The sequence below is a fragment of the Martinezella sp. CNPSo 3957 genome, from assembly GCF_057784395.1.
On the sequence record NZ_JBXSOU010000004.1, the window covers coordinates 405375 to 417349 of the forward strand.

9 protein-coding genes are annotated in these 11975 nt (G+C 60.2%); 5 read left to right on the plus strand and 4 right to left on the minus strand.

The window, feature by feature from the left end; genetic code table 11:
- Position 1 precedes the first annotated feature (1 nt).
- A complete protein-coding gene (gene uca / locus AC13QE_RS13275) occupies positions 2-3538 on the plus strand; it encodes an urea carboxylase (RefSeq protein WP_488484024.1) in 3537 nt (1178 codons plus the stop codon).
- Positions 3538-5349, plus strand: a complete 1812-nt coding sequence (atzF, locus tag AC13QE_RS13280) for an allophanate hydrolase (RefSeq protein WP_488484025.1) — start codon at positions 3538-3540, stop codon at positions 5347-5349. The genes uca and atzF overlap by 1 nt, the downstream gene beginning before the upstream one ends.
- A 235-nt stretch (positions 5350-5584) precedes the next feature.
- Here atzF and AC13QE_RS13285 read toward each other — a convergent pair whose 3' ends face one another.
- The 4 genes from AC13QE_RS13285 to AC13QE_RS13300 form a co-directional block, all read right to left on the minus strand.
- The gene (locus tag AC13QE_RS13285; RefSeq protein ID WP_488484026.1) at positions 5585-6376 is read right to left on the minus strand and encodes an amino acid ABC transporter ATP-binding protein; all 792 of its coding nucleotides are present in this window, start codon (positions 6374-6376) and stop codon (positions 5585-5587) included.
- Complete coding sequence (locus tag AC13QE_RS13290; protein ID WP_112608565.1) at positions 6373-7041, minus strand: amino acid ABC transporter permease; 669 nt, start codon at positions 7039-7041, stop codon at positions 6373-6375. The genes AC13QE_RS13285 and AC13QE_RS13290 overlap by 4 nt, the downstream gene beginning before the upstream one ends.
- Positions 7038-7679, minus strand: a complete 642-nt coding sequence (locus AC13QE_RS13295; RefSeq protein WP_488484027.1) for an amino acid ABC transporter permease — start codon at positions 7677-7679, stop codon at positions 7038-7040. Before AC13QE_RS13295 ends, AC13QE_RS13290 begins: the two co-directional genes overlap by 4 nt.
- Before the next feature lie 97 nt (positions 7680-7776).
- Positions 7777-8604, minus strand: a complete 828-nt coding sequence (locus AC13QE_RS13300) for a transporter substrate-binding domain-containing protein (protein ID WP_015343554.1) — start codon at positions 8602-8604, stop codon at positions 7777-7779.
- Between the two features lie 230 nt (positions 8605-8834).
- On the opposite strand from AC13QE_RS13300, the gene hutC reads away from it, so the two are divergent.
- The 3 genes from hutC to AC13QE_RS13315 all read left to right on the plus strand — a co-directional run bounded on the left by hutC (position 8835) and on the right by AC13QE_RS13315 (position 11967).
- Entirely contained in the window at positions 8835-9578 is a 744-nt protein-coding gene (hutC, locus tag AC13QE_RS13305) for a histidine utilization transcriptional repressor HutC (protein WP_488484028.1), read from the plus strand.
- A complete protein-coding gene (locus tag AC13QE_RS13310; protein WP_488484029.1) occupies positions 9575-10516 on the plus strand; it encodes a LysR substrate-binding domain-containing protein in 942 nt (313 codons plus the stop codon). The genes hutC and AC13QE_RS13310 overlap by 4 nt, the downstream gene beginning before the upstream one ends.
- Positions 10517-10626: 110 nt before the next feature.
- Positions 10627-11967 (plus strand): LLM class flavin-dependent oxidoreductase, encoded by a 1341-nt coding sequence (locus tag AC13QE_RS13315; RefSeq protein ID WP_488484030.1) that lies wholly within the window; start codon positions 10627-10629, stop codon positions 11965-11967.
- Positions 11968-11975: the final 8 nt, after the last annotated feature.

Here is an 11975-nt window from a genome sequence, read left to right on the forward strand (position 1 = left end):
GATGTTCAAGAAAATATTGATCGCCAATCGCGGCGAGATCGCCGTCCGGATCATCGGGACGCTGCGGCGCATGGGCATTGCCTCCGTCGCCGTCTATTCCGATGCAGACCGTTTCTCAAAGGCATCCCTGATGGCCGACGAAGCCGTCAGGCTCGGCCCGGCGCCGGCCTTGGAGAGCTATCTCAATATCGACGCCGTCATTGCCGCCTGCAAGGCAACCGGCGCCGAGGCGGTGCATCCTGGCTATGGCTTCTTGTCGGAAAACATCGGTTTTGCCGAACGGCTGGCAAAGGAAGGCATCGTCTTCATCGGGCCGACGCCGGACAATATTGCCGCCTTCGGGCTCAAGCACACGGCGCGCGAATTGGCGCGCACAAGCGGGGTGCCGCTGCTTCCGGGTAGCGACCTCGTCGAAACCAGCGAAGCGGCGCTCGCTGCCGCGGCGGAGATTGGCTATCCGGTTATGCTGAAGTCTACGGCCGGCGGCGGCGGCATCGGCATGCAGCTCTGCGACGATGCCATGAGCCTGAAGACCGCCTTCGACAGCGTGCAACGCACGGCAAAAGCAAGCTTTGGCGATGCCCGTGTCTATCTGGAGCGCTTCGTTTCCAAGGCTCGGCATGTCGAGGTACAGATCTTCGGCGACGGCAAAGGCGGTGTGATCGCGCTTGGCGAGCGCGATTGCTCGTTGCAGCGCCGGAATCAGAAGGTGATCGAAGAGACGCCCGCGCCCGATCTTTCGCCTTCGGTGCGCAAAAATCTCCATGCAGCGGCGGTGGCACTCGGCACCTCCGCCCACTATCAGTCCGCCGGCACGGTCGAATTCATTTATGACCCCGCGCGCGAGGAATTCTACTTCCTCGAGGTCAATACGAGGCTTCAGGTCGAACATCCGGTCACCGAGGCCGTCTACGGCATCGATCTCGTCGAGTGGATGATCCGCCAGGCGGCCGGCGAAGAGGTGATCACAGGCAACGATCGACGTGCTCCGAGGGGCGCGGCGATCGAGGCGCGCATCTATGCCGAGATGCCGCATGCGGGCTTCAGGCCAAGCGCCGGCCTTTTGACCGAAGTTACTTTTCCGGAGGGCACGCGCGTCGACGGCTGGATCGAGACGGGTACGGAGGTCACTCCCTATTACGACCCGATGCTTGCCAAGGTGATCGTTGCGGCCGAAGACCGGCCGGCCGCGATCGAGAAACTCAAAACCGCACTTTCGCAAAGCTCCATCTCCGGCATCGAGACCAACCTCGACTATCTGAAGGCTATCGCCGGATCGGAACTGCTCACCAGCGGCAAGGTGGCAACGACGGCGCTGAAGGATTTTCCCTTCGTGCCCGACGTCATCGAGGTGGTGGCACCCGGCGCGCAATCGAGCATTCAGGAGCTTCCCGGCAGGCTGGGGCTCTGGCATGTCGGCGTGCCACCGAGCGGGCCGATGGACGAACGCTCGTTCCGCCAGGCAAACAGGCTGGTCGGCAATGCCGATGAGACCGCGGCTCTGGAGCTGACCGTCTCGGGCCCGGTGCTCAAGATCTTCTCCGACGTCACGATCGCGCTTGCGGGCGCCCATATGCCGATGAGCCTCGATGGCGTTCCATTACCTCATGGTGAGGCCGTCATCGCAAAAGCAGGGCAGACGCTTGCCATCGGCGCCATAGAAGGCCCGGGCCAGCGCTCCTATCTCGCCGTTGAGGGCGGTTTCGCCGCGCCGCTCATGCTCGGCTCCAGGGCAACCTTCGGCCTCGGCCGCTTCGGAGGCCATGCGACCGGTACTCTCCAGACCGGCCATGTATTGCGACTGGCACGCGCACCCCAGCCTCAGGCCAAGCCGGCGGACATGCCGGCAGCCCTCACGCGCACCTGGGAGGTCGGCGTCGTCTATGGACCACACGGCGCGCCGGACTTCTTTCTGCACGAAGACATCGAAACGCTGTTTTCGACCGAATACGAAGTGCATTTCAACAGTGCCCGCACCGGCGTGCGCCTGATCGGCCCTGCCCCCAAATGGGCACGCAGCGACGGCGGCGAGGCTGGTCTTCACCCCTCCAATCTTCACGACAATGCCTATGCGATCGGCGCGATCGACTTCACCGGCGACATGCCGATCATTCTCGGCCCGGATGGGCCGAGCCTTGGCGGCTTCGTCTGCCCGGCCGTCATCGCGCGCGACGAGCAATGGAAGATGGGCCAGTTCAAGCCGGGCGACAAAATCCGTTTTCACCCGGTGGCGCGCAGTCAGGACGCTATCGCCGGTCCGACAGTTCGCCGTGCACTCGAGGAAACCGGATCGGCGATCGTTGGCCAAAGCCAGGATGGGCCGGTGCCTGTCGTCTATCGCCGGCAGGGTGATGACAACCTGCTTATCGAATACGGGCCGATGACACTTGATATCGCCCTGCGTTTGCGCGTGCATCTGCTGATGCAGGCAGTCGTCGAGGCACGCCTGCCGGGGATCATCGACCTGACGCCCGGCATCCGTTCGCTGCAGATCCATTATGACGGTACGACGCTGACGCGGAAACGCCTCGTTGGCCTTTTGACCGAGATCGAGGCAAAACTGCCGCCGGCGCAGGAGGTAAAAGTCCCAAGTCGGATCGTGCATCTGCCGCTTTCCTGGAACGATCCGCAGGCCGAGCTTGCTATGCGTAAGTATCAGGAGCTCGTACGCCCGAATGCGCCATGGTGCCCTTCCAACATCGAGTTCATCCGCCGCATCAACGACCTGCCCGATGAGCAGGCGGTGCGCGATATCGTCTTTGATGCAAGCTATCTTGTGCTTGGCCTTGGCGATGTCTATCTCGGGGCGCCGGTTGCCACGCCGATCGATCCGCGGCACAGGCTGGTGACCACCAAGTATAATCCGGCGCGCACCTGGACACCGGAAAACGCCGTCGGCATTGGCGGTGCCTATATGTGCATCTATGGCATGGAGGGACCGGGCGGCTACCAGCTCTTCGGCCGCACGATCCAGGTCTGGAACAGCTGGCGGCAAACGCCGGTCTTTGCCAAGGACAAGCCATGGCTTCTCAACTTCTTCGACCAGATCCGCTTCTTCCCCGTCACGCATGAGGAACTGAATGAGGCGCGTGCGGCCTTCCCGCACGGTGGCTATCCGATCAGGATCGAGGAGACGGAATTCTCCTACGCTGCCTATGAGGCGGACCTCGCACGCGAGGCTGTAGCGATCGGTGTTTTCAAGTCCAGGCAGCAGGCAGCCTTCGAGGCGGAACGGCAACGCTGGAAGGAGCTAGGGCTCGACAGCTTCTCGGTCGACGAAGGTGCCGGCCCTGCCCTTGCCGGAGATATACCGGAAGGTTGCTTCGGCATCGAAAGCGCGGTGCCCGGCAATGTTTGGAAGATACTTGTCGAGGAAGGCCAGCCGGTCGCAGCCGGCGATACTTTGGCCATCATCGAGTCGATGAAAATGGAAATCAACGTCACCGCCCACGCTGCGGGACGCGTCCGCGATCTGCGCGCAGCACCTGGGCGCAACGTCAAGGCCGGCGACGTGCTTGTCATTCTGGAGGAAATCTGATGCTGCCTACTATCCTCGACCTAACCTCGTTGAAAGAGGCTTATGGAGCAGGTCTATCGCCGCTCGACCTCGTGGAGGAGATTATCGCCCGATGCGGGGCGTCAGATGATCCGGCAATCTTCATCACGCCGACATCTCCTGAGGCCTTGCGAGCGGCGGCGACGGAATTGCTGACGACGGCACCCGAGCCCAACAGCCTGCCGCTTTGGGGCATACCTTTTGCGGTCAAGGACAATATCGATGTCGCAGGCCTGCCAACGACGGCCGCCTGCCCAGCCTTTGCCTATCATCCTGAGGAGGACGCGGCGGTGATAGCGCGTCTGAGGGCCGCCGGCGCAATCATCATCGGCAAGACCAACCTCGACCAGTTCGCAACCGGCCTCAATGGCACACGCTCGCCCCATGGCGCACCCCGCTCCGTTTTCGATCGCGCCTATGTCTCCGGCGGCTCCAGCTCCGGCTCCGCCGTAGCGGTCGCTGCTGGTCTTGCGAGCTTCTCGCTCGGAACCGATACTGCAGGCTCCGGCCGGGTGCCGGCTGCTTTCAATAATCTCGTCGGCATAAAGCCGACGCCGGGCCTCGTTCCCAATGTCGGCGTGGTGCCGGCTTGCCGCAGCGTCGATGTCGTCACAGTGTTCGCCGCAACCGTCGGTGATGGCATCGCCGTTCGCCGGATCATGGAAGGCTATGACGCACGAGATCCGTTCTCGCGGGAGGCAACACCAACGACCCTGCCATCAGCACGCCCTCGCGTCGGCGTGCTCGCCGGAGCCGAGCGCGAATTCTACGGCAACAGCCAAGTCGAAGCCCTCTATGATGCCGCAATCGACAGGGCGAGATCGCTCGGCGCGGAGATCGTGCCTTTCGACTACACCCCTTTCCGGCAGGCCGCCGAACTGCTCTACAGCGGCCCCTGGGTTGCCGAGCGCCTGGCGGCGGTCAAGGATTTCCTCGCAAGCAATGCCGACGATTTCGATCCGACGGTCAGAACCATCATCGAGGGCGCGAAAGGCTACGACGCGGTCGCCGCCTTCGAGGGCAAGTACCGGCTGGAAGCATTGCGGCAAAAGACGAAGGGGGAATGGGAGAAGGTCGATTTCCTGATGCTGCCGACATCGCCCACGACCTATACCGTCGAGGAAATGCAGGCCGATCCGATCGTCAGGAACAGCCATTTCGGCCGTTATACCAATTTCGCCAATCTGCTTGATTGCGCAGCGATCGCCATACCCGCGGGCTTCGACGGCGACGGCCATCTGCCAGCCGGCGTGATGCTCGTCGGGCCGGCCTTTACCGACGATGCTTTGGCGCCTTTCGCCGATGCCATGCATCGAGCGGCAAATAGCGGAATGGGTAGGGATCGCATGGCGGCACTGCCGGTCAGAAGCCGCGTGACACCCGAAGCCGCTGACGTCGTTCCGATCGTCGTTGTCGGCGCGCATCTGACCGGTATGCCGCTCAACCACGAGCTCACCGGAAAAGGCGGATACAGAATGAAGACGGGTCGAACGGACGGCAGTTACCGACTTTTCGCCCTGCCGGGGACGATACCACCCAAGCCGGGTTTGGTGCGCGATCCGAACTTTGCCGGCAACGGTATCGAAGTCGAGGTATGGGCGTTACCGCCGGCCGCATTTGCCCACTTCGTCCAGAATATTCCCGCCCCGCTGGGGATCGGCAAGATCCAGCTTGAGGACGGCAGCCATGTTTCCGGATTCCTCTGTGAAGCCCATGCCACAGCCGGCGCCAGGGATATCACCGGATTTGGCGGCTGGCGAAATTTCATTCGCGACGCGAATGCCACGGCTTAAAGGAGATACGAGATGAGAAAGATTCTCCTGCAGGCATTGCAGATCGTCCTTCATGGCCTGATCGCGAGAACCCAGGCAATTGGCAGCCATGAGCTGCCTCGCTCGCAGCAAAGCAGTCTCGGAAACCGATAAAATACTTTGTACTGAGCGGGTTCACCGATGCCGAAGGGAAAACGCCGACGAGTGAGTGCCGTCATACGGGATGATTGCACTCACTCCGGTCACCACATCAGCATCAGAGCAACATCGATGCACCACGGTCGAGATAGGTGTCGAGGAATTGCTCGAGACGAGGATTTCTCGGCTTCTTGAACACTTCTTGGGGCGGCCCGCTAAACAGCACCTTGCCGTGATCGAGAAAGATGATCTGCTGGCCGACGGTAGCAGCGAAACCGATTTCGTGTGAAACGACAACCATGGTCATGCCTTCGGCTGCCAGGTCGCGCATAACGTTCAAGACCTCGCCGGTCAGTTCCGGATCGAGCGATGATGTCGGCTCATCAAACAGCATGATCTTCGGCTTCAAAGCCAAAGCGCGGGCGATCGCAACGCGCTGCTGCTGCCCGCCGGAAAGCTGCGAGGGATAATGCCCCGCCCTCGCTTCGAGCCCGACCTTGACGAGTTGCACCATGGCCGCATCCTCGGCTTGCTTTCGGTTCATCTTGTGAACCATCTTCAATGCCTCGCTGACATTGCCGAGCGCCGTCATATGCGGCCAAAGATTGAACTGCTGGAAAACCATGCCGATCTGGGCGCGGATAGAACGATTGGCGGCTGCGGAGATACGTTCACGACGCCCCTGAGAATCCTCGGCAAAGCCAAGGACCTCGCCATTGATGGAGATCGTCCCGCGCGTTGCCTCTTCAAGAAAAGCCATGCATCGCAAGAGCGTGCTCTTGCCGGAACCGGATGGACCGATGAGGCAGGAGACCTGCCCCGGCTCGATGGCAAGATCGATGCCGTGAAGGACGGTGGTCTCTCCGAACGTCTTGACGAGATTCCTGACTTCTATAGCGGGGACGCTCATGCGTTGAAAAACCTGAATCTGGAAAGTTTCGTTTCGGCAAGGTTGCCAAGCCAGCCGGTGACTTCGACCAGCACCCAGTAAAAGAGCGCCAGGGCCGAAAGCGCCTCGACGAAGGCATATTGCTGCGATCCGATCGCGCTCAGCGTCGCCGTCAATTCCGGCACGGTGATGATGGAGAGGACCGCCGTCTCCTTCATCAGGATGACGGTCATGTTCACGCAAGGCGGCAGCACCAGCATCGTCATCTCCGGCAAGAGAATGCGCCTGATGATCTGCCCGCGCGTCAAGCCGACGCATTCGCCAGCTTCGATATGGCCTTTCGGCACGGCCCGAAATCCGGAACGAAAGATTTCGCTGAAATAGGCCGCGCCATAGATCGAAATGCCGATCAATCCTGCAGGCACTGGATCGAGCTCGAGGCCGACGAAAGGGCCGCCATAATAGACGAGGAAGATCTGGATAAGAAACGGCGTGCCGCGCAGCACCGCCACGATGGCACCCAGCACCTTGTCGACCACCACGCCGCCATATTGCCGGGCAACCGCCATCAGGAAACCGATAACGGCCGCGGCAATGGTGCCTATAATCCAGATCATGATCGTTACGCCGGCACCGCTGAGGATGGCGGGCCACTGCCCGATCAGGACGTTGATGTCGAAGGTCATCGCGGCACTCCGGGCAATCTGCTTTCGATCAAGCCGCCGGCAAGCGCCACCACCCAGTTGATCACGAGATAGATGAGGCCTGCCGAGGCGAAGATCTGCAGTGGCAGAAAGGTGCTACCGGCAAGATCCTGGGCCATACGGGTCAGTTCGACGATACCGACAACAGAGACCAGCGACGATGCCTTCAGAATGAGAATCGCCTCGTTGACAAGAGCCGGAAATGTCAGGCGCAGTGCAATGGGAACTTTGATGCGGCGGAAGATCTGGCGCGGCGTCAGGCCAACCATCTCCGCCGACTCCACAAGGCCGACAGGCACGCTGGCAAAGCCACCGCGCAGGTTCTCTGCCTGGTAGGCAGCCGTGCAGAGCGACAGGCCGATGACGGCGGCAACGATGCTCGGCACGTTGAGGCCGACAGCCGGGAGCAGATTGTAGATCAGCAGCAACTGCACCAGCAGCGGCACGCCGCGAAAAAAGCTGATGAAAAACTGGGCAGGTCGCACGAAAAGGCTACGCCCCGTCAGCAACATGCCCGAAATCAGGATCGCAATTGCAAAACCGATAAAGATCGACACAAAGCTGATCGTCACCGTGTAGATGGATGCCTGCACAAGCAATCCAAAGAGCTCGATGGACATTGTTGAGTGTTCGCCCGTGTGGTGACCAGGAAGCTGGGATCTCGGTCGTCAGCCGTGCCCGACAACAAAGTGGGCACGGCCGGTTTCCGAGGGCTGATCAGAATGCCGGGTCCTTAACGGCATCAGGCGTATCGAAGCTTGCGCCGAACCACTTCTTCTGCAGCGTCGCCATGCGGCCGTCAGCCTTGATCTTCAGCATGGCTGCGTCGATAGCGTCCATCAACGGTGCATGATCGGCGTCCTTCAGGCCGATGAAGCCGAAATAGGACTTCTTGCCGAAGGGCGGCAGCACGACTTCGAACGTGCCTTCGCGCTGTTTGGCAACGAACGCAATATTCGGCAACGAGTTGGCTACGCCGGCGATACGGCCGGCTGCGAGGTCGGCGTAAGATTCCGTAAAGGCTGGATATTCGCGGATATCGACCTTGGTCGGCAGGGTTTCGGAAAACTCCTTCAGCTGATCGAGCTGCGCTGTTGCCTTGCCGACGCCGATCTTCTTGCCGGCGATGTCTTCCGGTTTGCTGATCGTCTTGTCACCGGCCTTTTTCAGGATCGCGATGGTTGCTTCGGCCAAAGGCGGCGTGAAGCGATAGCGCTCCATGCGCTTCTTGGTGATGGTTGCCGGGCCGGCAACGACGTCGAACTTGCCGGCTTCAAGCGCTGGGAATACGCCGTCCCATGGAAGCGTGACCCATTCGATCTTCACGCCCAACTCCTTGCCGATCTCATCGAAGAGGTCGACGTTCAAGCCGACATGCTTGCCTGCATCGATGAAATCGAACGGGGCGAAGGCCGTCTCGGTGCCGACCTTCAGGGTGCCGGCGGCCTTGACCGCGGCAAGCGTATCAGCCGCATGGGCCGAAATCGTTGCGCCAAACAAAAGCGCGGCGCCAACCAACCCCTTCAGAAGCGAATTCTTCGTCATGTCTTTCTCTCCAGTTTTGTACCCTTCCTTCGGAAGGTTCAGGTTCCCCAAGCATTGTCCCGTCAGGCCGATTTCTATGACCTTTTTTGTCTATACAAATAGATACAGCCTCGCCTACACTGTCAAATACAAAACATAACGAACGCAAGAATTATGCCGTATGATGCCCGATGGATCTGGCAGAAGCGGTTTTCACGGACATTGAATTCATTGCCGGAGCAAGGCGAGCGTTGGTCCCAATTCATCAGAGAATTCTGAAGGATATCGAAAGCAGGATCGTGAGCGGCATCTGGCCGCCGGGGTACCGAATACCTGTCGAACATGAGCTGCTGAAAGAGTATCGATGCTCTCGGATGACCGTGAACAAGGCGCTTTCAACCCTGGCTGAGCGTGGCATGATCATACGTCGTCGCAAGCTCGGCTCCTTTGTCGCTTCGCGGCAAATCGACCGCACGGTCATGGACATCCAGGACATTTCCACGGAAGCGGAGTTGGCGGGACATGAACATAGCCACACGATGTTGATGCGGAAAGTCGAAAGGCTCGATTCTGCCACGGCGATGCGGCTCGGCGAAACCATGGGAGCGGAGATCCTGCGGCTCCATTGCCTGCATGCAGTCGACGGCAAGGCGAATGCGCTGGAGCGGCGCATCATCATGCTGGACCTGGTGCCATCAGCAAGAACCGAGAGTTTCGCGTCGGTACCACCAGGCAAATGGTTGCTGGACAGGGTGCCCTGGTCGAAGGCCCGGCATGTCATTCGTGCCGTCTCGGTCGATGCCGCGACGGCACGCCTGCTTGAGACCGAACGCGGTGAAGCCTGCCTGACGCTCATCCGTCAGACGTGGCAGAGCAGTCGCACGGTCACCTATGTCGAATTCATCCATCCCGGCGATCGTTTCCAGTTCGCCGGCGACTTTCATCCCAATGAAAGAGGTGTCATCGATCAACGACCGCAAGGAAGCACTTCTTGAACGACAAACGGATCAACAGGGCAGTTCCGCTCAAGGGCTTGCAGGCCTTCGAAGCCGTCGGCCGTTGCGGCGGCGTGAGCGCCGCAGCCTTGGAGCTGAAGGTTTCGCCCGGAGCGATCAGTCAGCAGATCCGCAAGATCGAGAGCTTTCTCGGCGTCACCTTACTCGAACGCAATGGTCGCACGGTGGAGCTCACCCAATGGGGACGGCTCTATCATCAGGAAATATCGAAAGGTTTCGAACAATTCGCAGCCGCGGAGCAGATCCTGGAACGGGCTCGCAACGAGAATGCCCTGGTTCTCAGCGCGCTATCTTCCGTCGTCAACAAATGGATCGGGCGCCGGATCTTCGACTGGCAAGCCCTGCATCCAAACGCGCATGTCAGGATCGTCGGTCGCGACAAGGAACCGCGCATGGGCTTCGACGACATCGATTTCCGTATCAGCTACGGATCGGACGTATTGCAGCATGAACATTATACCGAGCTGTTCCGCGATTGGGTGGTTCCCGTCTGTTCACCGGCCCTGATCAAGGGCAAGGCGCCTTCCGCAGCACAACTTCTTCAATATCCGCTCTTGCATGTCGAATGGGAGCGGCATTTCACGCCCTATCCAAGCTGGCTTGAATTCGCCGCGAAGACGGGGGCGACGCTCGAGGAAACCGCCGCCGGCCTTTCCTTCACCCTGTCGAGCAGCGCAATTGATGCCGCCGTCAACAAGCGCGGCGTCGTTCTCGCGCAGATGTCGATGATTGCAGATGAGCTCGAGGCGCAAACGCTGGTCATTCCCGTCGACATACGCATTCCCCTGCGCGAAAGCTACTTTCTCGCCTGGGACAGGGCCGCCCTGGAAAAACCGCACGGACGCCAGTTTCGCGATTGGCTCGTCGCCATATCCCGCCAGCAGGGCCTGGTATCGGCGCCCGCACCAACATTTTAGAAAAACTAAAACGGAACTCAGCTCTACGATATTGATGAAATTTTGCGCCTGGCGATAATTTACGCATCCGCCTTCAAAGGAATGCGAGACCGACATAAAGGGAGAATTCGATGGCACGGACCGACAAGATGAAACTGGGAACTTTCGTCTACACGTTCGGCTTCCATCCGGCCTCCTGGCTGCATCCGGCAAGCGATGTCAACGGCGCCAACGACTTCGCGCATCTGCTCGATGTCGCCAAACGATCCGAGGCGGCGAAATTCGATTTCATGTTCATGGCCGATTCTCCGGCAGCGGCCGTCGGCGATCCGAACGCACTCGCCCGCATTCCCACAAAGATGAACCGCTTCGAGCCCCTATCGCTGCTCTCGGCACTCGCGGTGACGACCAACGATCTCGGTCTCGTGGCAACGGTCTCGACGAGCTACTATGAGCCCTACAATGTAGCCCGTCTGTTTGCCTCGATCGACCATCTGAGCAAGGGCCGCGCCTGCTGGAATGTCGTCACGTCAGACCATGACGAAACCGGCTACAACTTCAATCGCGAGGGGCTGGATCCGCACGCGCTGCGCTATGAGCGTGGCAACGAGTTCGTCGACGTCGTCTTCGGCCTTTGGGACAGTTTCGAGGAAGGCGCACTCCTTCTCGATCGCGAATCCGGCGTCTACTATAACAAGGACAAGCACCACACGCTCAACCACAAGGGCAAGCACTTTCAGGTTCGCGGCCCCCTCAATATCGCGCGCACGCCGCAGGGTCGCCCCGTCATCGCCCAGGCGGGCGGTTCCGAACCCGGAATGGATATGGCGGCACGCACCGCCGAGATCGTCTTCAGCCTCGCATCGAACATCGAGCGGAACCGGTCCTTCTACGACAAAGTCAAAAGCCGGATGGCGGCCTATGGCCGTGATAGAGACGATCTGAAAATCATGCCGGGCATCGTCATCAATGTTGGTGAAACCGAAGCCGAGGCAAAGGCGAAGGTGGCCTATCTGATCGACAAGATGCATCCCGATGTCGGGCGGTTGATGCTCTCGGAGTTCCTGGAGGCGGACTTGCGCGGCGTGGCTCTCGATGAACCCTTCCCGATGGACCGGCTGCCGGCGGCGCCAAAAGGATCGCGCGCCTTGTTCGACGAGTTGGTCGATTTCGTGAAGAGCGGCCACACGGTCGGCGAACTGATCCGGCACTATGCAGAGAAGCACACCGGCAATGGCATAACGGGTACGCCAGCCCAGATCGCCGACTACATGGAAGAGTGGTTCGAGACGCGAGCCGCCGACGGCTTTATCCTGATGTTTCCGACCTTGCCGTCCAGCCTCGACGATTTCGTACGGCTCGTCCTGCCGGAGTTGCGCCGCCGCGGACTGTTCCGCGAGGAATATGAAGGCAAGACCCTGCGCGAAAACCTCGGCATTTCAACGCCGGCAAACCGCTTTGCCAACAACTGAGGGCCTGT

What these genes read in the sequence shown, in the direction of transcription:
- AC13QE_RS13285 (WP_488484026.1), bottom strand. Translation starts at nt 6,376, where the DNA reads ATGAGCGTCCCCGCTATAGAAGTCAGGAATCTCGTCAAGACGTTCGGA.
- AC13QE_RS13290 (WP_112608565.1), bottom strand. Translation starts at nt 7,041, where the DNA reads ATGACCTTCGACATCAACGTCCTGATCGGGCAGTGGCCCGCCATCCTC.
- AC13QE_RS13295 (WP_488484027.1), bottom strand. Translation starts at nt 7,679, where the DNA reads ATGTCCATCGAGCTCTTTGGATTGCTTGTGCAGGCATCCATCTACACG.
- AC13QE_RS13315 (WP_488484030.1), top strand. Translation starts at nt 10,627, where the DNA reads ATGGCACGGACCGACAAGATGAAACTGGGAACTTTCGTCTACACGTTC.
- AC13QE_RS13300 (WP_015343554.1), bottom strand. Translation starts at nt 8,604, where the DNA reads ATGACGAAGAATTCGCTTCTGAAGGGGTTGGTTGGCGCCGCGCTTTTG.
- uca (WP_488484024.1), top strand. Translation starts at nt 2, where the DNA reads ATGTTCAAGAAAATATTGATCGCCAATCGCGGCGAGATCGCCGTCCGG.
- atzF (WP_488484025.1), top strand. Translation starts at nt 3,538, where the DNA reads ATGCTGCCTACTATCCTCGACCTAACCTCGTTGAAAGAGGCTTATGGA.